The sequence below is a fragment of the Paenibacillus konkukensis genome, from assembly GCF_023523925.1.
GTDB lineage: Bacteria > Bacillota > Bacilli > Paenibacillales > NBRC-103111 > Paenibacillus_S > Paenibacillus_S doosanensis.
Map to the genome: position 1 here is coordinate 5,096,197 of NZ_CP027059.1, position 23,210 is coordinate 5,119,406.

22 protein-coding genes and 1 pseudogene are annotated in these 23,210 nt (G+C 57.0%); 13 read left to right on the plus strand and 10 right to left on the minus strand.

Annotated features, from left to right (window positions below):
* The first annotated feature begins 35 nt into the window (after positions 1-35).
* From SK3146_RS22295 to SK3146_RS22320, 6 genes and pseudogenes are all read left to right on the plus strand, one after another.
* Entirely contained in the window at positions 36-425 is a 390-nt protein-coding gene (locus SK3146_RS22295; RefSeq protein ID WP_249860842.1) for a metal-sensitive transcriptional regulator, read from the plus strand.
* Positions 426-438: 13 nt separating this feature from the next.
* A pseudogene (locus SK3146_RS22300) lies at positions 439-648 on the plus strand (helix-turn-helix transcriptional regulator); the annotation flags it as partial.
* 107 nt (positions 649-755) lie between these two features.
* Entirely contained in the window at positions 756-959 is a 204-nt protein-coding gene (locus tag SK3146_RS22305; protein WP_249860843.1) for a winged helix-turn-helix domain-containing protein, read from the plus strand.
* Between the two features lie 432 nt (positions 960-1,391).
* A complete protein-coding gene (locus tag SK3146_RS22310; protein WP_249860844.1) occupies positions 1,392-2,246 on the plus strand; it encodes a polysaccharide deacetylase family protein in 855 nt (284 codons plus the stop codon).
* 57 nt (positions 2,247-2,303) lie between these two features.
* A complete protein-coding gene (locus tag SK3146_RS22315; protein WP_249860845.1) occupies positions 2,304-2,873 on the plus strand; it encodes an RNA polymerase sigma factor in 570 nt (189 codons plus the stop codon).
* Entirely contained in the window at positions 2,870-4,411 is a 1,542-nt protein-coding gene (locus tag SK3146_RS22320) for a DUF4179 domain-containing protein (protein ID WP_249860846.1), read from the plus strand. The genes SK3146_RS22315 and SK3146_RS22320 overlap by 4 nt, the downstream gene beginning before the upstream one ends.
* Before the next feature lie 198 nt (positions 4,412-4,609).
* Here SK3146_RS22320 and SK3146_RS22325 read toward each other — a convergent pair whose 3' ends face one another.
* The gene (locus SK3146_RS22325; RefSeq protein WP_249860847.1) at positions 4,610-5,923 is read right to left on the minus strand and encodes an MFS transporter; all 1,314 of its coding nucleotides are present in this window, start codon (positions 5,921-5,923) and stop codon (positions 4,610-4,612) included.
* A gap of 167 nt (positions 5,924-6,090) precedes the next feature.
* Between SK3146_RS22325 and SK3146_RS22330 the strand changes: the two genes are divergently transcribed.
* Positions 6,091-8,139, plus strand: a complete 2,049-nt coding sequence (locus tag SK3146_RS22330) for an ABC transporter substrate-binding protein (protein WP_249860848.1) — start codon at positions 6,091-6,093, stop codon at positions 8,137-8,139.
* 12 nt (positions 8,140-8,151) lie between these two features.
* Here SK3146_RS22330 and SK3146_RS22335 read toward each other — a convergent pair whose 3' ends face one another.
* The 3 genes from SK3146_RS22335 to SK3146_RS22345 all read right to left on the minus strand — a co-directional run bounded on the left by SK3146_RS22335 (position 8,152) and on the right by SK3146_RS22345 (position 11,381).
* The gene (locus SK3146_RS22335; protein WP_249860849.1) at positions 8,152-8,667 is read right to left on the minus strand and encodes a hypothetical protein; all 516 of its coding nucleotides are present in this window, start codon (positions 8,665-8,667) and stop codon (positions 8,152-8,154) included.
* Between the two features lie 201 nt (positions 8,668-8,868).
* Entirely contained in the window at positions 8,869-9,450 is a 582-nt protein-coding gene (locus SK3146_RS22340; protein ID WP_249860850.1) for a thymidine kinase, read from the minus strand.
* Between the two features lie 110 nt (positions 9,451-9,560).
* Positions 9,561-11,381: a PAS domain-containing sensor histidine kinase gene (locus SK3146_RS22345; RefSeq protein WP_249860851.1), complete on the minus strand. Its 1,821-nt coding sequence runs from the start codon at positions 11,379-11,381 to the stop codon at positions 9,561-9,563.
* Positions 11,382-11,865: 484 nt separating this feature from the next.
* Here SK3146_RS22345 and SK3146_RS22350 point away from each other — a divergent pair, with 484 nt between their 5' ends.
* From SK3146_RS22350 to SK3146_RS22360, 3 genes are all read left to right on the plus strand, one after another.
* Complete coding sequence (locus SK3146_RS22350; protein WP_249860852.1) at positions 11,866-12,189, plus strand: DUF4870 domain-containing protein; 324 nt, start codon at positions 11,866-11,868, stop codon at positions 12,187-12,189.
* Positions 12,190-12,454: 265 nt separating this feature from the next.
* Positions 12,455-12,631 (plus strand): anti-repressor SinI family protein, encoded by a 177-nt coding sequence (locus SK3146_RS22355; protein ID WP_249860853.1) that lies wholly within the window; start codon positions 12,455-12,457, stop codon positions 12,629-12,631.
* A gap of 136 nt (positions 12,632-12,767) precedes the next feature.
* A complete protein-coding gene (locus SK3146_RS22360) occupies positions 12,768-13,094 on the plus strand; it encodes a helix-turn-helix domain-containing protein (RefSeq protein ID WP_249860854.1) in 327 nt (108 codons plus the stop codon).
* A 149-nt stretch (positions 13,095-13,243) separates the two neighbouring features.
* Here the strand turns inward: SK3146_RS22360 and SK3146_RS22365 are convergent, their stop codons facing one another.
* The 6 genes from SK3146_RS22365 to glmS form a co-directional block, all read right to left on the minus strand.
* Positions 13,244-15,454: a hypothetical protein gene (locus SK3146_RS22365; protein ID WP_249860855.1), complete on the minus strand. Its 2,211-nt coding sequence runs from the start codon at positions 15,452-15,454 to the stop codon at positions 13,244-13,246.
* A gap of 31 nt (positions 15,455-15,485) precedes the next feature.
* Positions 15,486-16,190, minus strand: coding sequence for a response regulator transcription factor (locus SK3146_RS22370; protein WP_249860856.1), 705 nt, complete (start codon positions 16,188-16,190; stop codon positions 15,486-15,488).
* A 185-nt stretch (positions 16,191-16,375) separates the two neighbouring features.
* A complete protein-coding gene (locus SK3146_RS22375; protein ID WP_249860857.1) occupies positions 16,376-17,878 on the minus strand; it encodes a glycosyltransferase family 2 protein in 1,503 nt (500 codons plus the stop codon).
* 14 nt (positions 17,879-17,892) lie between these two features.
* Positions 17,893-18,870 carry a HEAT repeat domain-containing protein gene (locus SK3146_RS22380; protein WP_249860858.1) on the minus strand — a complete coding sequence of 326 codons (978 nt, stop codon included), beginning with the start codon at positions 18,868-18,870 and terminating at the stop codon, positions 17,893-17,895.
* Entirely contained in the window at positions 18,831-19,082 is a 252-nt protein-coding gene (locus SK3146_RS22385; protein ID WP_249860859.1) for a hypothetical protein, read from the minus strand. Before SK3146_RS22385 ends, SK3146_RS22380 begins: the two co-directional genes overlap by 40 nt.
* 48 nt (positions 19,083-19,130) lie before the next feature.
* On the minus strand, positions 19,131-20,957 hold the full coding sequence (gene glmS, locus SK3146_RS22390; protein WP_249860860.1) for a glutamine--fructose-6-phosphate transaminase (isomerizing): 1,827 nt from the start codon (positions 20,955-20,957) through the stop codon (positions 19,131-19,133).
* 469 nt (positions 20,958-21,426) lie between these two features.
* Between glmS and SK3146_RS22395 the strand changes: the two genes are divergently transcribed.
* The 3 genes from SK3146_RS22395 to SK3146_RS22405 are packed head-to-tail and all read left to right on the plus strand — an operon-like array spanning position 21,427 to position 23,206.
* Positions 21,427-22,341 (plus strand): decaprenyl-phosphate phosphoribosyltransferase, encoded by a 915-nt coding sequence (locus SK3146_RS22395; protein WP_249860861.1) that lies wholly within the window; start codon positions 21,427-21,429, stop codon positions 22,339-22,341.
* Between the two features lie 56 nt (positions 22,342-22,397).
* Positions 22,398-22,748, plus strand: a complete 351-nt coding sequence (locus SK3146_RS22400; protein ID WP_249860862.1) for an EamA family transporter — start codon at positions 22,398-22,400, stop codon at positions 22,746-22,748.
* A gap of 26 nt (positions 22,749-22,774) precedes the next feature.
* Entirely contained in the window at positions 22,775-23,206 is a 432-nt protein-coding gene (locus SK3146_RS22405; protein WP_249860863.1) for a divergent PAP2 family protein, read from the plus strand.
* Positions 23,207-23,210: the final 4 nt, after the last annotated feature.

The following is a 23,210-nucleotide window of genomic DNA, read 5'->3' on the forward strand; positions in this document are numbered from 1 at the left end:
AGGCGCTGCCGCCGCAGAAAGCGAAGTGACTGACGATGAACGCCAAAGTATCGGGGAAATCCGCAGCCGGACAGGCGGAAGCTTTGCCGGCGCAAGCCGGTCTGCATGATGCGGGCGAAGGAGACGCTTGCTGTGACGTGGACGGCGAGCGTAAAAGTCATCATTCCGATAAAGTGAAGGATAATCTCGTCTCCCGGCTGAATCGGATAGAGGGGCAAATTCGCGGCGTCAAAGGCATGATAGAAAAGGATACGTATTGCGATGACGTTCTGAATCAGATTGCTGCCATACAGTCTGCGCTGAACAGCGTCGGAAAAATACTGCTCGAAGGCCATATGAAAAGCTGTGTAGTGGAACGTCTGGAACAGGGCGACAAGGACGTTATCGATGAATTGCTCAAGACGATGGGCAAATTGATGAAGTGATGAACGCCGCTGGTGCATGCAGAAGGAGTACGGCGTTCCGCCGTTCGAATATTTGCTTCGTTACCGGATCGAGCAGGCCAAGCTGCTGCTGCAGACCGATCTGTCCGTCGCGAGAATCGCGGAGGAGGTCGGGTTTAACCAGGCGGCTTATTTCGCATCCTGCTTTACAAGGGCGGAAGGAATCTCGCCCCGCACGTTCCGCAAGCAGTTTCATCACAGTTAAGCTGTCATCTTGACGCTTGATCCCCAAAGTCGTACCCCCTCAAAAATCGGCGCCGGACCGAAGCACTCTAGCAAAGTTCTTTATCGGATACAGGCGGGTGACGACGGATGAATATGTCCAATTGCAGCGGCTGCGGCAAGCTCCACTTGCAGCCCGCGAACGTGCTGTGCGCCGACTGCTTCAAGCTGCACGTGGCGGACGGTCACAAGATTAAAGCTTATCTTCAAGCGAATCCCGGGGCAACGGTCATGGATTTGGCTCGGGAAACAGGATTATCCCTGAAAAAAGTAAGCGAATGGGTCAAAAGGTAGTCTTTACCGAAGCGGCTATGCATCGGGGAAGGCGCTTGTTGGCCTTTTTTATTGTTTAGGAAATGATGCGAAGCCATATCCTGTGGAAATCCGTGGGCTCCCCCGAAAGTAAAGTCTACCCATAGAACGATCCCAGAGGAAGGGTTAGACACCGATCCAGCTTAGGCTGGATGCGGACGGAATAAGCTTCAGAGCATCACGTCACTACCCTGGAAATTACTCTTGGTACCCCATTTCCATTGTCTGTGGTGCCGCGTCGGCGGCATGGATGGCTTTTGGGGGATTTGTTCGTTGACCGGAGCCAAGAATTCTGCTTTGTGGAAGCTATGTGTTGAACCTTTTTCGTTTTTGTTACGCCTAGAAAGTGAGCGCGCGCAACAACGACGGAAAGGGAACAACGGGATGAGAATGATACGGTATGCGTTTTTTTGGATGATTGCAGCGGGATTGGCGGCGGTTATAACGGGGCTTCAGTTGAAGCCGGAACCGCCCGGGAACATATATTATCAAGACCAGGCGGCGGTGCTGTTGTACCATGATATTCGAACCGAAGTGCCGCCGGGTGCGGCCGGTTCGTCCACGATCAGCACCGCGCAGCTTAGGGAGCATTTGAAGATGCTGGGCGACCGGGGCTTCCGTATTGTGACGATGGACGAGTTTGCCGGGTTTATGCTGCAAGGCAAGAAGCTTCCGGCCAACGCGGTCGTTTTGACGTTCGACGACGGCTACGAGTCCTTTTACAGGGAAGCGGCGCCGATATTGCAAGAGTTCCATGCAACGGCTTCGAATTTTATCGTGGGTGCGTCGTCCGATATATTTCATCCCGAGGCGGAGCCCCATTTGAGCTGGGAACAGATGAACCGGCTGAAGGCGCAAGGAATGGGCTTCTACAGCCATACGTACAATTTGCACCGCATGCTGCCGTCCGGACCAAGCGGCGCTTTGCAGCCGGCGTTAACGGCCCGAATCCTGATGACGCAGGCCGTAAGGAACGAGTCTGAAGATCAGCATAGGCTAAGAATATACAGCGATATCGCCTTTATGGAGAAACGGCTGAGACAAGAACTTGGCTCCCAGCGGCGTCTGCTGGCATTTCCATACGGAGCTTACGACGATGCTGTTCTTGAAGAAGGCGGACGGGCCGGGATCGAGCTGTTTTTCACCATAGAGGAAGGATTGAACACGGCGGGAACCCGGATCGTCAAGAGAATCAATGCCGGGGAGCCTTATATGACGGCGGATGCCTTATGGGAACATTTACAATCTTTTTTTGCGAAAAAACAATGAACCGAAAGCCGCCATCTTACGCCTTAAATATAGTAACCCTGTAAGAGGAGTGACGGCATGGAACGGGAAACCGAACAACGGTTAATGAATGACATTAGACGGGGGAATAAAGAAGCGTTCCGGGCGCTGGTGAATCCGCTGATTCCGAAGGCTTACCGGAGCGCGTATATGATGCTGCAGTCCAGACCTCTGGCAGAGGAAGCGGTGCAGAACTCGCTTATCGAATTATATTCGGCCATTATGAACGGCAAAGAAATCGTTCGTCTGCAAGGCTGGTTCAGCCGGCTGCTGGCTCACCGGGCGGTCGATATAGCGAGGAAAGAGCAAGGCTACAAGCAAACCGTCGATATCGACGGCGTAGATATTCAGGATGCGGCCTCTACACCGCTGGAAAGCTTGCTGAAGAAAGAGCAGTCGGAGCGGCTGCTCGAATCGATCATGGCTCTGGAACTGCAGCAGAGGATCGTATTGGGGTTGTACTACTTTCAGGAGCTGAAGATTGAGGAGATCGCTTCTCTCCTGGATATTAAGGAGGGTACGGTCAAATCCCGGCTGTACCATGCCAGAGTAAAGCTTAGCGCCGTGCTTCATCGGGCGCAAGGACGGGCGAAGGAGCTGTTGATATGAAGCGGGAACGAGAGAAGGATTTGGCAACAGGGCTGGAGCAAGCGCTCCAAGACATTCCGGTACCTGAATCGCTGTTTCAATTCGCGGAGGCGCTGCCGGACACATGGGATAGCGGCGAACCGGACGGCGAACGGACGGGCCGTAAGAAGCGGCCGGCGCATGCCGAGCGCAGAAGGCTGCCCGTACTGTTCAGAGGCGCGGCGGCGGCGGCCGTACTGGCGGTATCGCTAACCGCGGGAATGACGATGTCCCCCGCTTTTGCGGCGCTGGTCAAAGGAATCCCCGGCATCGCCGTTACGGTCGATTGGCTGCAGCATATCCGGGAGCAGGACGGCGTCCAGACGGCGATCAATCACGATTATATCCCGATCGAGCCGGTGACGGCGACCTTCGGCGGAACCGTCATCACGATCAGCGATATCTATTTGACGGAAGAGGAGCTGCTGTTCAAAAGCTTCATCCAAACCGACTTGTTCGATGTCACCGACGGGCGCAGTTCGGAGCATCTCTCGATTTCGCCTCTTGAGAGCTTGCCTGGAGGGGGCTCGACGACCGCCTTGTCCGTCATTACGGCAGCGGATGGCAGCGGGAAGCCGGTGCTGCAGGAAACCTATAAATACCAGCTGTCGGAAGAGGCGGTTCAGCAGTTTTTGGCGAAGGGGACCGAGCTGGAGCTGGATGTGACCCAGAGCACGTTTAACGAGGAGCAGCGCAAGACGGATATTCGGGAGATCGGAAGAATCAAAGTGCCGATCCAGTCAGACAAGCTGCTGCACAATAAGGTGCTGGAACCGAAGCTGGCGCTGCCGGTCGGGGATCCCGATCTGAAGGAGCTGAGCCTGGAGAAGCTGACGATTCAGCCGACGACGATGAACCTGATTTTGAAAGGGCCGGAGGGCTGGTATTACGATTTCCCGCGGGACAATGCGGCGGCCCCGTATTTGAAGGACGATCAAGGACACGAGTACCGGTATGATCCGTCGGGGCCCGGATTGTTATATAATGAGGAAGGGAGATTGCAGCTGCCGTTCTTCTCGTCCGTTTATTTCGAACCGGACGTCCGGACGCTGACGCTGCATATCGGGGAGCTTACGGTAGGAGAAGAGGAGCCGAGCGAGAAGCTGGAGCTCCCAATGAACGACGAATTTCCGCGCACGGTACAGTTTAAGAAACAAGAGATCGTTATCGAGGGAGCCGATTACGCGCCTCAAGGCTACCTTCACTTGAAGATTAAAAAAGACAGCCCCGGACAAACGAAGCTGGAAGGGGTATTCTTCGGCATCGCGGAAAAGGAGAACCTGAAGGAGCGGTTCGACAAAGAAGGTCTCGAAGCTTATGAAGCTTACACTCGGAAGCAGGGTGAAGACCGGGAGGCCTTCAACGTCAGCGGCTTCGGGATCGCCGAGGATTACCGCGGGCAGGATTATCTGGATGTCTATATACCGGCGCGCCAGTTGGATCGGTATACGCTTACGCTCTCGCGCGCCCGAGATACAATTGCAGTGAACCGGGATTACACCGTATCGTTAAAGCCTTAAAGCTTGTTGAAAGCCGAAAAAAGAACCTTCAAATCCGCGGTCTGTCGGCAATGACGGCGGAACTGAAGGTTCTTTCGCGTGCGCTTTCGCACGGTGCGGGGCCCTGCCGGCGGGCAAGGGAAGAATGCCGGGTTGGCGCGAGCAGGCCGCTTCCATAGCGAATGGCGGAAGCGATTGCCGCACAGCGGCGCCGCCCGGTCAAGCAGGGGACCGGGATCGCAGCGAGCGATGGACCGCCCAGGCGGCTATAAGCAGCAGCAACAAGCCCGCGCATGCGTAGTACAGGCCGTCCAGGCCGAGCGAACCGATCAGGGCGAAGCCGACGAGCGGCCCGAGCGCCGCTCCGACATCGACGACCGTCGTAAAGGTCGTCATGAAGGCGACGCGCGCGGAGCCGGTAGCGGCATCGGCCGCCAGCGCGTCGCCAAGCGTGGTGATGGCGGTGCTCGCGAGCTGCGCCGCCATCAGCACGGCGAGCCACGCCGCGAACGGGAGCGGCAGCGGCAGCAGGGCGAGCGCCGCCGCGGCCAAGGCGAGGCTGCCGAGATAGACCGGCAGCCGTCCGCGGGGGCCGTCGGACCAGGCCCCGATCCGCGGCGAGAGCAGCGGCGACCAGGCCCAGCGCACCGCTTGCACGATGCCGGTGAGCGAAGCGGCTCCGAGCGTCGCGCCGAGCACAAGCAGCGTCCCGGGCGCAGGCATATGGGCCTCGATCATCCGGCTCATCGTGCCGAGATAGATGCCGAAGAAAACGACGGCCGTCAGCAGGCCGGAGGCGAGTACGAGCGCTGCCTGCGGGGTCGGCGCAAGAGCCGCCGGACGCCTGGGCAAAGCGGGCTTCGCGGCCGAAGGCGACCCCGCCGATTCCGCCGCTGCAGCCGCCCCCGCGCGGGAATCGGCGGTGGCCGGAACGTACCGCCACGCCAGCGGGACGCCCGCCAGCATAACCGCGGCGAGCAGAAGCGATACCGCGCCGGCGCCGAGCGTATCGGCGAGTACGCCGCCGGCGAGCATGCCGACGAGGCTGCCGACGCCGATGATGCCGTTGTAGCTGCCGAGCAGACGGCCGCGGTTGCTGTCGTCCGCGGCCTCCAGCACGGTCAGGTAGCCGCCGATGCGCAGCAGCGACCACGCCGCGCCCCATAAGGCGCGGGCGGCGAGCAGCGCCGCGAAGCCCGACAGCGCGCCGTAGGCCGCCGTCGTGAGAAAGGCAAGGACAGCGGCGGCCAGCACGCCGCTGCGCTTGCTCATCCTGCCGTACAGCCACCCGACAAGCGGATTGAGCGGCAGGCGCACGAACCGGTTGACGGAGAGCAGCACGCCGACCTGCCATAAGGCGTCCAGACCGAAGGACTGCCAATAGACGGGCAGTACGATATACAGCATGGAGTCTCCCAGCAGGCTAATGGCGGTGATCCAGGCGATGATGCGAACGCGGAGACGGCCTTCCGCTTCGCGGCTGCGGTTTGCGGGAGCGGTGGTCCGGTCGTTTGGGATATGCGAATTCAGCATGGGCAAACCTCCTTTTTTCGGCTTTAATCACGATTCTCCGGATTTGTAAAGGTATGGTGTTCATTGTACGTGGAAAAAGGGGAATAAAAAGGGTAATCTCATAGTAATGGGATTTCCCCCTTTAACGTATCGAAAGAGACCCCTAGACATAGAAGGAGGCGCTTCGGGTGCAACTGATCGAGCATTATGCCGAGCTGTATCGCAGGTGGAAGCCGGAGAAAGAGCGGGAGGAGGTGCAAGTCACCGTCCCCGCGATAGCGGAATGTCTTCATTGCACCGAGCGCAACGCCAAGCTGCTGATCCGGGCGATGCGGCTTAACGGCTGGATTGCCTGGCATCCCGGTGGAGGCCGGGGCCGCAGCTCGCGTCTTCGCTTCATAGCGGAGCTCGACGGGCTTCTCTTGGAGCAAGCCGAAGCTCTTCTTGCCGCCGGGAGCATCGAGGAGGCCGCGGCGCTGCTGCAGTCCCCGCTGCTTACGGAGCGGGGGAGGGAACGGCTGCGCTATGCGGTCAGCCGCTTCTTCGGCTATCACATTCATACGGGAGACAGCGGACGGCGCCACTTGCTGCGGTTTCCGTCCTACCGCCGGCCCGGCATGCTGGACCCGGCCTATGCGACCCGCCGGACGGAGCTGCATCTGATCCGTCAGCTGTTCGATACGCTCGTCGCCTACGATGCGCAGAGCGGGCAATTCCGCCCGGGATTGGCGCATCATTGGGAACGAGACGCCGCAGCTCGCCGCTGGCGGTTTTATTTGCAGAAGCATGTCCGGTTCCACAACGGAGCCCCTTGCGAATCGGAGGATGTCCGGGCGACGCTGGAGCGGCTGATGCCGCCTGAACGTCCCGGCGGCTCGCCTTACGGCAGGCTGTATGGGCTGCTCGAACGGGTAGAGCCGGTTCATGAGCACCTTGTGGAAATTCGCTGCCGGGACAGCTGTTACGGGCTGCTGTCTTTGCTTGCTTCAACGGCGGCATCCGTCGTGCCGCGGCAGCTGCCGGTGAACTGGGCGTTCCGGCCCGAAGGTACGGGTCCCTTCCTGATTGCGCGGCGGGATGATCGCGTATTGGAGCTTGCGGCGAACCCCGATTACTTCATGCGCGGAACGAACCTTGATCGGGTGGAAATGTGGTTTCTCCCGGAAATGTACGAGAAAGTGCCGATGACAACGCTGCTGAGCCTAAGCTTTTTCGGACATGCGCCGGGGCTTCGGACGCAAGGCGGCTTCCCGCTGCCCCAAGAGCATCACGGAATAGCCGATATTTCCGGGGCAAATAGAGATGCCTCCCGTCTGTATCCGCTCTATGAGGCGGAAAGCGAGATGGGAGGCATGAATTTCTTGCATTACCGGGAGACCGGAGAAAGCGCGGAGCTTACGGAGGCGTGGAGCCAGGTGGAGCAGGCGGATCGCGGCTGCAAATATCTTGCCATCCAGCAGCGGAGAAGCGGGCCGCTGACCGATTCGCCGGCGCTTAGAAGCCTGCTGTACGACGCAGTCCGGCAGGAGACGGGGATACGGCTTCTTGGCGGCAACCGCGGGGAGCTGGCAGACCGTTTTGTAAGAAGCCCGCTGCTGGCTGAATATACGGCGGCCGAAGCGGACTGCCGCGCGGGAGACGGTGGTTCTGCAAGCGAAGCGCCGAGCTGCAACCGGGCAGGCTGGCCGCGGCCGGAATGCAAGCTGCAGCTCGTCACTTATGCCGGAGCAGGCAATGAACGCGATGCCGAATGGCTGAAGCAAGCGCTGGCCCCGCACGGCGTGACGGTCAGCATCCGGCTCGTTCCTTATGAGCGGCTTGCATCCGGGGAGGTGCTCGCCGAAGCGGACTTGCTGCTGCTGGAGCAGCCGGCCGACGCGGACGACGAGTGGGCGCTGGGCTCGATACTCGGCTGCAGACAAAGCCCGCTGCGATCCTGCCTGCCGGAGAAGACGCTGCGGCGGCTGGATTCGGCGCTGGGCAGGCTTGCCGCGGAGCCGCTGCGCAGCGAGCGGCTGCTGCAGCTCGTCCGGCTGGAGCGGGAGCTGCTCGCGGACCGGTCGGTTATCGTCTGGTACCGCTGGCGCCAGACGGCATCTTATCCCTCCGAGCTGGAGGGGGTGAAGATCAATGCTTTCGGCTGGGTCGATTACAGGCAGCTGTGGTTCCGCGAAAGCGGCTCCGGCTGGAGCGCGGAACACCGTCTAACCGATGCCGAGCGATCCGATCCGGGTTAAATATTTATTATTTTATTTTGGCGTCTCGTCCTCATCCCAAACGGTTTTTCCCGGGGCCTGGGGACCCTTCGTATCGGATGACCCGCCGCTTTTTCCGTTAAACAGCGTTTCGGCCAGCGATTTGAGCTTATCCATCACTTTGCCGTACCCGAAACCGACGAGGAAGGCGATCCCGATTTTTGCCAGTACCGAGTCTCCCGTTTGCAGCAGCAGAATACCGCTTTGAAACAGAATGATCGTCATTACGGCGGCTCCGGCGCATTTGATAGGGCGCAGCAAATACCAGAACAGCCAGCGTTCGGACAGTTGGTCGTAATATTCATGAAACAGCCGCAGCGCATACAGCGTGCCGCCGATGCCGCCGGCCAGCGCGTAGTACGCATATTCATGAACGACGCTCCAGTCGACGCCGAAGAGGTGGCCGAACAAACCGCTTTGCAGCGCCGCCATCATCCAGAACGAGCCTACATACCAGACGATCAAATATACGGCGATGCCGAGCTTGTACAACAGATCTTTTTTGAACATCCGGTTTCACCGTCCTTTCCTTGCGCTTGTTCCATTGTATGCGGAAGAAAGGACGACCGTGCGGGCGGGCATACGAGCGGACCGCCTGTCAGGGCAAGCCGCTGCCGGCCACGCCCGGACAACAAAAAAAGAGGAAGGGAGCAGGGCATACACCGATGCCGCTCTTTCCTCTTTTTCGTCCATCATTATGGCCAAACGCTTTTAGGAGCGGGCCTGGCTTTCCTTGCGTTTGAGCGAATAGCATTTGCGGCAAACCGGCAAATAGCTCTCGTTGCCCCCGATTTGAATTTGCTCCCCTTCAAAAACCGGACGCCCGTCTTTACAGCGCATATTCATAATTGCTTTTTTATCGCAATACCAGCAAACGGTCTTGATCTCCTCGATTTTGTCGGCCAAGGAAAGCAGGTGATAGCTGCCCTCGAACAGCTGGCCCATGAAGTCGGCCCGCAGCCCGTAAGCGATGACCGGTATGCCCAGCGTATCGACGATTTCGGTCAGCTGCGCGACCTGGCCTTTGTTTAGAAACTGCGCTTCGTCGATAATGATGCAATTCGGTTTTTCCGTTTCGGCCAGCTTGATCATATCGATTTGGTCGTCGATGATGATCGCTTTCTTTTGCATGCCGATTCTCGAAGCCACTGTGCCTACGCCGTAGCGGTCGTCGACGGAAGGGGTGAATAGAAGCACTTTTTTGCCCTGCTCCTCGTAGTTGTGAGCGGTCCGCAGCACTTCTATCGATTTGCCGCTGTTCATAGTGCCGTACCGAAAATATAATTTAGCCACGTGAAAAGACAGTCCTCTCGTTGAAAGATGTCATTATATCTTAACACAGGTTGCCTGCGAAAAGTATAGGTCTCGCTTGGAGAGGGCCGCATCGCCTTGTCCGCCTTGGCTTATCCGATGGGCAGCAGTACGGTGACCTTCGTGCCGCGGCCTTCCGTACTGGCGATATGCAGCGATCCGCCGAGATCGTGCAGCCATTTTTTGCTGATCACAAGACCGAGGCCCGTGCCTTTCTCCTTGGTCGTGAAGAACGGCTCGCCAACCCGCTGCAGCAGCTCCTCCGGAATGCCGACGCCTTGGTCCGCAAAGGTGACGGAGAGCGTTCGTTCATCGGTTTGACAGCAATCGACGGTGATAGCGCCCCCCTGAGGCATTGCCTCGATTCCGTTTCTAATGAGACTGACGAATACTTGCTTCAAGTGATTTTCGTCGCAGCGAACCTCGGCCAGATGAATCGGAAACAGCGGCTTCAGCTCGACGCCCTGCAGCTCCGCTTCCTTCTCCAGCTGGCCGAGCGCTTCGCGGAGAATCGGCTCTACCCTTCGCCGCAGCAGCGGCAGCGTCTGCGGGCTGGTGAGCAGCAGCAGCTCGTTTAGCGTCTGCTCGATTCTCGTCATCTCCGCAAGCATGATGGAGAAATAATGCTCTTTGTACTGGGCGTTCTGCTTCATAAACTGGGTAAAGCCTTTGAGCGCGGTCAGCGGGTTGCGGATTTCATGAGCGACACCTGCGGCAAGACGGCCGGCAACCGACAGCTTGTCGGCAAACCGCAGCAGCTCTTCGCCCTGCTTGCGCCCGGTAATGTCCCGCAGAATAAGGGTGAGGGCGATAACGTTCTGGTCCTCGGCGATTATCGGCCAGATCGAGAGGGAGACGTCGAACATTCGCCCGTCCTTGTGCCTGCGCTTCGTCTCGATCGTATGGAGCTGCTTGAACTGGAGCGCTTGCCGCAGCAAAATGCAGGTTTCCTCCTTCAACGCCGCGGGTATGGGCAGGGGAAAGTTGCCGAGCAGTTCGTCCTCCTTATAGCCGAATGCGGCGACATAAGCGGGATTCACCTGAACGATGCGATATTCGCAGTCCATGATGGCGACGGCGTCAGGCATATGCCGGATCATGGAGTTCAGCATCAGCTTCGTATGAACGTAAGCCGTTTCCTGCTCTTGCGCGGCCGACGCATCCCGGGCGAACAGACACATCCCGTCTTCGGTCGGGTAGCCGTTAATTTCGAACGTGCGTCCGGACGGCATTGTTTCCTGAATGCGTATCGGAATCATCTCCGCCGCCGATCGCATACATTCCCGGTACAAGCAGGTGTCGACTTGAGGGAGGCTGTCCCATAGGCTGCGTCCGAGCAGCTCCTCCCGGGTCGCTTCGAGGAAGAGTTCCGCCGCTTTATTCATATACGTGCAGATCCATTCTTGATTCACCATAACGAGAGGATAAGGGAATGATTCCAGCATGGCATCCAGCTGCGCAAAGGAGACCGTAGTTCTTGCCTGCAGCCGCGTCTTGTCGGGCATAATTTGAATTTGCAGCAATACATATGGGAAGAGGCCCGTCTCGGTCAGCGGCCGCATTGCATGCATGCGGCACCTAAGAGGCTCGCCGGAGGAGCGGATTAACCTTAAATCCGCCTGCGCGCACGGAAAGACTCCGGTCGTTAGCCGGCTGAGCCAGGCTGCGGATCGCGGCAGCTCGTCCGGGTGAAGCAGAGACCGGATGTCTTTAGGCTCGGGCGCCCCATCGTAGCCTAGCAAGCGGCGTAAAACGGGGTTGATTCGCATCGAGCCGGTTTCCGGGTCCAACAGCGCGGCGCCGAAGGGAAACAGATCGAACCACTGGCTTGCATACTCATGCGAAGCCGCTTTTTGCGCCGGATCGGAATCGGGCGGCAAGCTTTTGGGGGCCGGGCTATCGATTGGATTCATCTTCGTATGTCCTCCGAACGAAGCTGGGATCATATGATTTGTTATCATAACTTCTACAACCGGCAGACGTTCCCTTTTGAAAAAGAAACGCAGGTTGGAAAAGAGTTTACCGCAGGAATCATGATGACATTGCCGGATATTACGGTTTTAAAATTTCTTGTCAAGTTCTTAAATGGTAATATAAAACATATCTTATCAGAAGTTCATACAATTGTCACATTTTGAAGAGTGAAAAGATGCCTTTATCCGTGTATTCATCAGGTTGTTTGCTTCGTAAAGGGAGTGCGGATGAACGGCAGAAGGGCGTCTTTTTCGGCTGCCTGAAAATTCCCTCGAGCGGGGGAATCCGTCGACAAAGTCGACCGCTTGCGCCTTTAGAGGAGGCGACGGTGATTTTTTCCCCGGCATATCGGCAACTTCCGTACATGTTGCGCATACATATTCCAATAACCTTGCTGCTATGGCAGTTTGAAGGAGGGGCTGTATGGTTTCCAGCGAAGAAAGGAATTTGGCGCTGCTCTCTCATGTTTTATGCATTATTCTTGGTGTGATCGCGCCGCTGATCGTCTGGTTGTTGAAGAAAGACGAGTCCGCCTATGTCGAACGGCATGCCAAAGAATCGCTCAATTTCCAAATCTCCCTGATCATTTATTCGTTCGTGGCGGGCATTCTCTGCTTTGCCATCATCGGCTTCGTGCTGCTTCCGATTCTCGGCATCTTTGCGCTGGTGTGCATCGTCATTGCGACCATTCGCGCTTCGAAGGGCGAATGGTATGACTATCCTTTGACGATTCGTCTTATCAAATAGGTCCGCAATCGGCTGCTTCCCGTTACCGGAGGCGGCCGATTTGCCGTTATGTACAAGCGGGCCGCTTCGTCTTTCGGGACTAAGGACACGCGCCGATAAAACATTGCTCACAGTCCGTTCTTACTTTGTTAATCTTTTGTTCTGTTCCATGTAATATAGCGTAATATACGTTCCGAACCCTCTTTTAAGGGGGCTTGGCTGCGAAACGTATTGAGAAAACCAAGTTAGGAAACCAAGTTTTCCGGAAATCTGGAGGGATCGGAGCATGTCCGTTTATCGCACGCTTGTACCCAACAAGAACCTTGACGAGAACTGGCTCAACTTGATCATTGCAGCCCGTGAGATGGGGATATCCAAGAAAGAAGTGCTGCAGTTTATTCGTCACACGCAAAAAGAAGAGCGTAGAAATACTTTTGAAGAAGCCTATAGAAACAGAGCTTAAGGGCGCATACAAATTTTTTTCGATCATATTGTTAGCGTTTTCAATTCCTTTTTTGAAATTTTGCCATTCACACTCCGCTTTTTTTTGATACAATATATTGGAGATTTGAATTGACAGAGGACTAGGGGTGGCTACCATGATCGGCAGACGCGTGAAGCAATTGCGAATGGAAAAAGGACTCACCCTCACGGAGCTCGCAGAAAAGGCCGGAGTAGCTAAATCCTATTTAAGCTCGATCGAAAGGGATATTCAGTCCAATCCGTCCATCCAGTTTTTGGAGAAAATATGCGCGGTTCTTGAGGTTCCTATAGAATCATTTTTGCAAAATAAAACCGCCCTTCAGCAGGAGCTGGATGAAGATTGGCTGGGGCTTGTCCGCGAAGCTATGGACTCGGGAATCAGCAAAGAGCAGTTTCTGGAGTTTCTCGAATATAACAAGTGGCGTAAAAACAACCACAAATAACAATGTAAAAAACCGGACCGCCTTCCGTTAGGAGGCGGCCCGGTTTTTTGCTGCCGCTTCAGAGAAAACTTGTCTGAAACGGCCGGAAATGCTGCTGCTACCCAGATGCTAGGCATACAGGCGTTCGTTGTATTTCAATGCGCTAAAGCTCAGCCTCCGTTAATGCTTCCGAAAGCTTGCTTCATCAGATCATAGCTTTGTTTGACCCGCTCTACGTACTGGACCTTATCCCAAGGCTTCCATTGGTAGACCGGAAGCGCAGATACCGGATAAGGGCTCTTGCCGTCGCCTAATCCGGTCACTTGACCGCCCGATCGGCTGACGATCCAGGGAACGAGCCGGATGCCCTGCGTCGTTACCGAGGCCAGCTTGCCGTCTTCGCCGCCGTAGCCGATCACCTGCAGCGAGCTCGGGTCGCTGAAGCCGAGCAGCATCCACGGGATGCGCATCTCCACCGTATCGCCCTTCGCCTGCCACATGGCAAGGGACTGAAAGTCCTGGGAAGCGATGTCGGTGGTGCCGCGCTTCAGCTTGCCCGCGTCCACTTCCTCGAACGGATTATGCTTCTTGGAATCGGGCGTAATGAGCTCGAGGGAGACCGCCAGCTTCCACGGCTGGAACAGGCCGGAATCGTCCCGGAATTCCTCCGGCTTCACATCGATCATCCCGTAGCCGAGACCGTAGAGACGGCGGTGGAAATCGTAATTGGAGGCGATTCGAACCTCGCTCTCCTCGTCCTTGCCCAGTACGATCAGCGTCTCCAGCCCTTCGTCGAGCGTGCGGCCGCCGAGCTCCTCGGCATGCTTGTTGCCGCCGGGAATCGTGTCGGCGCCGATGTACAGCAGCTCCTGCTGCGGATCGAACGGCTTCTCCAGCTTGCCGGTAATGTACACATAAGCTTCGTCATGGGTCATCCACAGCTCCTTCCAGCCGGGGTAGGAGCCTTCGAGCTTGCGCTTGTCGCCCGGCTTCAAAGCGTCCCAATCGCTCGAATCGCCGTCGATGCGAAGCGGTCCGTCCTTGGACGACAGCATGGCGAGCAGACCGAAATGCTGCTCGTTCGTCAGCACGTTATGCCACAGCTTGCGGCGTTCCGGCGGCATTTCGAAGTTCATCGTATTCCAGGTGCGCTTGAACCATTCGTCCTGCCAGGAGAAGACGATCGCTCCGGCCATGCCTTCGCTGTATATATCGTGCAGCAGCGAGGCGTCGATGCGGCCCTGCTCCTGCTCGTCATGACCGCCCTGATTGCGGCCCATCGTGCCGAGGTGGGCGACGCCGAGCGAGGAGGGCACGCCGAATTCGGTGATCATGACGGGCATTCCGGGATGGTACGCTTTCAGTTTGCGTAAGTAGCTCTTGTAAGTATTCGGCGTCCCGTCAGGTTCAGGCAAATCCTTAAGCGTATCGTCCAGATGGAAGAAATCGGGATAATACGGATAAGCGTGAAAAGCGGCAAAATAGCCGGCCGCCCAATCGTCCACCCGGATGTGCGTGGCGTCGACGCTGACCATATCCTCGGCGATAAGAACTTCGCCCGGATGGCTTAGCGGATCGGTGGTCACCCAGTTCGTGAACGAGACGGGATGGCTCCAGCCGAACTGGGCTTCCTGCGACGACAGATGGTCGAGCATTTCGGCCAGCCAGTTTTCGAACGGCGACGCTTCCGGCTTGGCCGAGAAGTGAGCGCCGGTGAAACCGGCTTTGTCTTTATGCTTCTCGTTGGTGTTTTTCACCATGGTCGGGTCCCATTCGGTGCCGATCTGCCAGCCGAGCAAATAAGGTCCGGCATTGGCGCGGTAGCTCCCGCTTGCTCTGCCGAATTCCGCGGGAATATCGGCGTCCCCGTAGACGGCTCCGACCGCAAGGGAAATATCGCGCTGGAAATGCTGATAAATTTCATCTATGTAAGCATCCTTCTGCTCGATCAGCTCTTCTTCCGGAGCCCAGACGCCCTGGATAAAATAAAGCGGCTGCCCGGCATGACGCTGGTTATATTCGACCACGGCTTCATAAAATGCGGGCTGCAAAATCGTGTAAACGCGAATCGTGTTGGCGCCCATATCCTGAATCATCTTAAACCACTGCAAATAATGTTCTTTGGTAATCGGCAGCTCGCCGGGATCAGTGCCCGGCAGAGCCGCGCCTATATTGACCCCTTTCGCGAAGAAAGGGGTCCATGTTTTATTCGTATACACTTCAATGCGGTCGTTATTCGTACGGAATTTGATCTGCGCTCCGCCCGCGGAACGGACGGTTTCCATTTGGTGTAAAGGCAGGTAGTGCCAAACGAGAAAAATGACGGCCAAAGCTAAGATGATTCGGAGCAGCCATTTACCGGCTGTAGTTGTCCCTCTCATGGCGGTAAGCTCCTTTGTCGTAAAGAAAGTATTAGGCTAGCAGTCTGCGGATGCGCGCCTCCAGCTCCACCGGCGAGAACGGCTTGCGGATGACGTCGGAGACGCCGAGATCGAAGCATTTGCTCACTTCCCGATCCAATCCGAGGTCGGTTAATACCATAATTTTGCAGCTGCGGTTTAATTCCCGCGATTGGCGGATGCGGTGAATGAGCTGGTATCCGTCCAGCGCGGGCAGCGTCAATTCCGTGATAACCAGATCGGGGGAAGCTTCACGGATGAGGTGGAGCCCTTCGAGACCGTCCTGGGCAGGCAGCACATCGTAGCCCTGCATGCCGAGGCGGGCCTGCATGAAATCCAGCAGGTCGGCGTTTTGATCGATCATGACGATGGACGGCGCGCCGTTCAGGCCGCCCAGCGGGCAGTAGACCTGAAGCTCCTGCTCCGCAGTCTCTTGGCTCTGGGTCATCGCAATCATCTCCGCGAAAGCTTCCGGGTCGGGCGAAGCGCATTCGGGGAAGCTGGCGACCGTCACGTTCCCTTCCAGCAAGGAAGCGCGCTGCAGGAAATCGCGAACCGGGAGCGAGAGGAAGTGCGCGGAGGCGAGGGGCTGTCCGGGGAGCAGCACGATGAGCAGCTTTTCTACCGGATCGTAGCTCGGCATGACGGCCGGCGCGGCTTTTTCCAATCCGAGGCGTGTTTCCAAATCTTGAAGCTCCATGGAACCGAGTTCCGACACTTGTGCGATGATCAGCCCGCATTGCTCCCAGGCTGCCCCTGCAGGATGTTCGTAATCTGGATGGCGAGGTGGTGCGACAATTGCGTATGGTTCAAAACAGGCGTCTTCATCGTTAAAAACACTCCTTTTATTATGAAAGTGATGATGCGGCGAAAAAAGGCTGCCGGCCGCAGCCTCCGGGCGGACTAGCCCTGAATGGCCTGAGCTTTGGACGATTGGCCGGCTTTGCCGGATGCGGTTTGTCCCGGCTCTCGGCTGCGCTCCAGCTCTTCTTCCCCGTCGGGCGAATCTTCCTTCCAGCTGCGGCGCACCATATGGCCCCAGCTGTGCTTGCCGCGCAAATAGTCGGCATGACCCTGCAGCTTCCACAGCGCGTTCAACTGATCGTAGCCGAAGGCCATCAGTATGGAGTAGCCGATCATTTTGATAATGTCGCGGGTTTGGAAGCTTCGCTGGAAAGCGAGCTCCTCGATCAGCAGCGAGCCTGCGGTAAAGACAAGCCCGATAAGCGCGTTGAGCAGCAGAAACGCCAGCAGGATCGGCAGCTGCGTCATATCCATCAGCACATAGGCGACCAGAGCGGCAAAGCCGGACAACTTAACGTAAGGGCTGAGCGTTTCGTAAATAATCGTATACGGCAGGGCAAGCCAGCCGATGATTTTATATTTCGGAATAAACAGCATCGAGCGGAACCGGATGACGTTCCACAGATTGCCGCGAATCCACCTGCGGCGCTGGGAGGCAAGCACGCCGAGCGTATCGGGTGCCTGCGTCCAGCAGACGGCGTCGGGGCAGAACAGAATCCGGTAAGGCTGCCCGCTCTGGAGCATGTAACGATGCAGCTTCATCACGATATTCATATCTTCGCCCGGGCAGTCCGCTTCATATCCTCCGACCCGGATCAAATCCTCCTTACGGAATAGGCCGAAGGCTCCCGAGACGATCAATAATCCGTTCATGGCGCTCCAGCCGATCCGCCCGCCGAGGAACGCCCGCATATATTCGACATATTGAATAGCGGGAAGCCATTTGGACGACAACCGCGCCGAGGTCACGCGTCCGTCGCGGATGCGGCTGCCGTTGGCGATGCGAACGTTGCCGCCGATGGCGATATGCTCCTCGGGATTTTCCATATACACCTGCACCATGCGGATCAGCGCATCCTTCTCCAGCATGGAGTCGGCGTCGATCGTAGCGACCAGAGGATAGCGGGATACGTTGATTCCGGCGTTCAGCGCGTCGGCCTTGCCTCCGTTCTCCTTGTCGATCACGATCAGCTTCGGGTATTGCGGATTATAATACACATCCTTTACGGGCTGAGATGGGACCAAATGGCGGGATGGGGCCGCAGGGCCCCGCTGCAGAGCAAATTCGTCGATCAGCGCCTGCAGCGTCCCGTCATTGGAGCCGTCGTTGACGACGATGACCTCGTATACCGGAAATTCCAGCGCCATCAGCGAACGGACGCTTTCGATGATGGTTAATTCTTCATTATAAGAGGGAACCAAGATCGATACCGGCGGAACGAATTCCGAGCCGGACAGTCCCCGGAATCTCGAATACATCGTGCTTTTGATCTGGGACAGCATGCTTTGCGAAGATATCGCCAAAATCATGAAGTAAACCAGGCTGGACCCGACGATCAGGCACGAGGCAATTAACCCGTAGTTCAGCAAAAACTCTCTCATCGTGTTTCCCCTTTCTACGAGCTGATACGAGGGGCGTAGGCGGGATGGCTCGCGTACCGATCATTAAACGTTTTTTGGTACTGGAAAGTCAGCTCATTATAGTAAAGCTGCTGCTTCATATCCTGGGCGGCAGCCAGAGCGGCATGCTCCAGCTCGGCCTTGACGGCCTCCAAAGCGCTTTCGCGGCATGGGCTGTCTTCGGCGGCGCAGGCCGTCTCGCATAGCGCATGGAAGCCGGCCATCCCGAGCCGGACCAGGCTGTGCGCGCTGTGACGGCGCACCCACCAGCTGTCGTCCGACAAGGCATGCTGCAAGTCGTCCAGGCAAATCAACAGCCGCTGCTCTCCCGCCGCTTTGGCCGCCGCCGCGCGAATTTCCCAATCCGGATGACGGAGGAAAGCGCGAATGCGCTGCGCAGGGAAGGCGGGCGATTGCAGCAGCAGCTTGACCGCCTTGATCCGCACCTCTTTGTCAGCGGCTGAGGAGAGCTTGTCCAGCACAGCGAGCGGCCCTTGCGACTTGCAGCCGGATAAGCCGACCAACGCCGTGACGACCAGCGCATCTTCTCGGGATGTGAGCAGCTCCGAGTACATCGGCGCCGGGTCCATCGAGGAAGAGGCGACAATATCGGCGATGAGCCTGTGGCTGTGCGGATGGGTTTTCACGATTTGCTCTGCGATGCGCCGCAGCTGCTGCGGCTCGGTCGCGCATTTGGCGGCGGCCCGACCGACGACGAAGGCGGTCGATTCGCGGCCTTCGCCTTCGAGCATCGCGATCAGCTCCTCCGCGCAGTCGCCCGCTCTCATAATGCCGAGATGATAGGCGGCATCGATGCGCTCCGAGTGGCGGGAGCTGCCGAGCCGCTCGCGCTCCAGACGGACAAGGCCCATCTGCGAGCATAAGTCGGACAGCTTGTCGCGGGGCGCGCCGTCCAAAGTCTCGATCCACTCGATCAGCTTCCTCTGAATCGCCTTGAGTTCGGCTGCCTCCAACTGGCCGGGGGAGGGAGCAGCGGCTCCTTTCCGTCGATGTGCATGCTGAGATAGCTGAAATAGCTGAGATGTTTATCCAAATAAAACGCCGTTTTCTCCTGCTGCAGCCGATGCTTGGCGCGCAGCCCGAACAGAGCGGCGAAGCCTCCCGCAATGAGGACGCCAAGCGCAGCCGCGACGGAGAAAGCCGGTTGTAACGGCTCGGTCCACATACGGTTTGTCCTCCTGTGCTGCAAGCTGCAGTTTGCTGCAGCTGCCCGTTATTCGACAGTTACGCTTTTGGCTAAATTTCTCGGCTTGTCCACGTCGTTGCCTTTGGCCAGGGCGGTATAATAGGCCAGCAGCTGAAGAGGGACGACCGATAACGCAGGCGTCAGCAGGGCGTGCGTCCGGGGAACATACAGGACGTCGTCCGCCGTTCCCGCGATCGGCATATTGCCGGATAAGGCGACCGCGATGACATGGCCTCCGCGGGCTTTCACTTCCTTGACGTTGCTGATCGTTTTCTCCAGCAGATGCTCTTGGGTAGCCAAGGCGATAACAGGCGTCCCGTCCTCGATCAAAGCGAGGGAGCCGTGCTTTAACTCCCCGGCGGCATAGGCTTCCGAATGAATATAGGAAATTTCCTTCAGCTTCAGCGACGCTTCCAGCGCAACCATCTGATCCAGGCCGCGGCCGATAAAGAACAGATCGCTAACGCCGGACAGCTCCTGAGCGATTCTTTGCACCTGCCGGGTGTCCTCCAGCATGCTCTCCACCTGCTCCGGCAGCTTTTTCAATCCTTGAATCAGCTCCGCTCGGGCGAGCGCATCCGTCGTGTTCAAGGTTTGCGACAAATGCAGCGCCAATAGGTAAATGGCGATCAGCTGGGACGTATACGCCTTGGTGGAGGCGACCGCAATCTCCGGGCCGGCCCAAGTGAACAGAACGTGATCGGCTTCGCGGGCGACCGAGCTGCCGACGACATTGGTAATGGCCAGCACCTGCGCGCCGTTCAGCTTGGCTTCGCGCATCGCGGCCAACGTATCGGCGGTTTCGCCCGACTGGCTGACGGCGATGACGAGCGTATTCTCCTTAATGACGGGCTGGCGGTACCGGTACTCGGAAGCGACGTCGACCTCGACCGGAATACGGGTCAGCCGTTCGATAACCGCCTTGCCGACCAGAGCGGCGTGATACGCGGTGCCGCAGGCGACCATGTGGATGCTGCCGATGCTCTTGATCCGCTCGGGAGTCAGCTGAATTTCCGACAGCGTCGTCTCGCTTCCTTCGCCGATTCGGCTTAGCATCGTATCTCTGTAGGCGCGGGGCTGTTCATGAATTTCCTTGAGCATGAAGTGCTCGTAGCCGCCTTTTTCGGCCATTATAATATCCCAATCGATATGGAGCAGCTGCTTGGCGATGAAGTTGCCCTCCAGGGTCATCAGCTCCACGCTGTCGCGGGAGATGACCGCCATCTCTCCGTCGCTTAAGATGTAGACGTCCCGGGTATATTCCAAAATCGCGGGAATGTCGGAGCCGATGAAATTCTCTCCCTCGCCGACGCCGATAATTAAAGGGCTCGCCCAGCGGACGGCAATCAGCTTGTCGGGCTCATGCTCGGACAACACGACAATCGCGTAGGCGCCCCGGATACGGCCGACGGCCTGTTGAACGGCTTTCACCAGATCGTTCTCATAATACTGAGCGATCAGATGGCTGATCACTTCGGTATCGGTTTCGGAGCGGAAGCGGTGACCGAGCTGCTCCAGCTCTTCCTTCAATTGCTGATGATTTTCGATAATGCCGTTATGCACCACCGATATTTTCATCGTCGTATCGGCATGGGGATGCGAATTCTCGTCCGACGGTTTCCCGTGAGTCGCCCAGCGGGTGTGGCCGATGCCGGCGAAGCCCTGCAGAGGCTGATGCTCAAGACGCGCTTCCAGCTCGCGGATGCGTCCTTTCGTTTTGCGTATATGGAGGCCTTGCGTAGTATGTACTGCCACCCCGGCGGAATCATAGCCCCGGTACTCCAATTTCTTTAATCCTTCCAATAAAATCGGCTGCGAATCCCGGCTGCCGATATACCCGACAATACCGCACATCGGTGTACTCCTCCTCTTTCCGTCATGGCTTACAAAGGTGGCGAATGAGTCATGTCCTGCGGCCGATAGAAGCTTCCACTCGCTGTTGCAGCACGACTTTCCATTTTGAACCGCTGAAGCGGAGGAAATCCGTCTACAAAGGCGAACGCTCACGCTGTTCCAGCTTTCTATCGACTTTCCGGCCACTTGTTCACCACTCTTTAAGCCCATAAACGGATAATGTTTTTTTGTAGAATACAGAATATTCGTTATAGCGAATAACATTTTGAAGTATACCGCATTTTTCAACAAAATAAAAATGTTTAAAACGGAGTTATTTCGTTTTAACGAACAAAATCCTTGATTATCCTCCAAAATACTCCATGAAACACCCTTTCCTCGTTCTTTATAGAAGAAAAATCATTCGTTATAATGAACCGTGCAATGGAAGGCACCCATCTGCTTATCCCACAACGAAGGAGAGTCGGCTATGGTACCAACCAAAACGGATGTCGAGCTTAAGGAAGGAGCCGGAGGGTCGGCCCCAATCATGTTCTTCATCCTGATGCGTCCGAGACAATGGACCAAAAATTTGCTTGTGTTCGCTGCGCTGATTTTTTCGATCCGATCGGCGACCATGGGCATGCTGCTGTCAGCGGCGGCCGGCTTCGCGCTGTTTTGCCTCGTCTCTAGCTGCGTGTACATTTTGAACGATTATGTCGACCGGGAGAGGGACCGCATGCACCCCGAGAAAAAGCGGCGTCCCCTCGCTTCAGGCGCCATTTCGGCACCTATCGCCTTGGCGTTCGGCATCGTTCTATTGGCGGTATGTCTGCTGCTGGCGTTTCGGCTGCAGCTTGTATTCGGTTTTGTGCTGCTGCTTTATTTTTGCCTCAATGTCATGTATTCGCTGCGGCTTAAGCATGTCGTGATCATCGATCTTCTGATCGTCGCTTCCGGCTTTGTGCTGCGGGCAATCGGCGGCGGCCTGGTCATCGGCGTCCCCCTTACACCGTGGTTTCTGATCTGCACGCTGCTGCTCGCCTTGTTTTTGGCCATAGGCAAACGCAGGCATGAGCTGTATTTGCTGCAGGCGGACAAGGGAGCGCACAGGAAGGTGCTGGAGCATTATTCGCTCGAGCTGCTCAATCAGATGAATGCCATTGTCACGACGGCGACGATTATGAGCTATGCGTTGTTTACTTTTACATCCGGCCACACCCCGCAATTGATGTGGACGCTGATTCTGGTGCTGTACGGCATATTCCGTTACCTTTATCTGATTCATATCGAGGGTAAGGGAGGCCGGCCGGAGAAGCTGCTGCTGGAGGACAAGCATATTTTGATGACGGTGGTGCTGTACGCGTTCTCCGTCGCCTTTATTTTGCTGTATTTGGACAAATGAAATGGAGTATAAACCGAAGCGATAACTAAAATAGGAGGGCGGAGTGAGCGGAGAGTATGAAATACATATGGCTAATAGCTTCAATTCTTCTCGGCGCATTGGGGCAGGTGCTGATGAAGTGGGGAATCGAATCGCTTAAGTCGGCGGGAAACGCCGCTGCGGCCGGGTTCTCGTGGACCGGTATAGGGCCGATTATCGCCGGGTTGGCCAGCTACGGCATCAGTTCGCTGTTCTGGCTGCTGGCGCTGAGACGATTTCCGCTCAGTACGGCTTATCCGATGGTCAGCTTAAGCTATATTCTCGTTATGATCATGGGTTATGTCTTGTTCCAGGAAACGCTCTCGATGCAAAAGTGGTTCGGCGCCGCCTTCATTACGGCCGGCGTTCTGATCATTGCCCGGGCATAGTCCCGGCGCGTCAGAAAGGAGGGAATATGATGTTAAGCGCGCAGTTGTTGTACCCTGCGATTCCGTTCGCTGCGTGGCTCTGCTCCGGTACGATGAAATATGCAATCAACCGGCTCCGGTTCGGCGCCGATGCCAGCCGGCATATCGGCAACGGGGGATTTCCGAGCACGCATACGTCCGTGATGTCGTCCATTACGATGCTGACCGGTTTCGAACACGGCTTCGGCACCCCTTTGTTCGGCCTTGCTTGCGCCTGCACGTATATCGTAATGATCGATGCGACAGGGATTCGCCGGGCGGTCGGCAATCATGCCCGGTGGATCAACTCGCTTACCGAAGAGAAGGGGGAGGAACGCCGATCCGGGCTGCGGGAGAAGCAAGGCCACACCCGCCTGGAGGTGCTCGGCGGTCTGGCCGTCGGCACACTGCTCGCTTGGGCGGCATCCGCCGTGATGTAGCAAG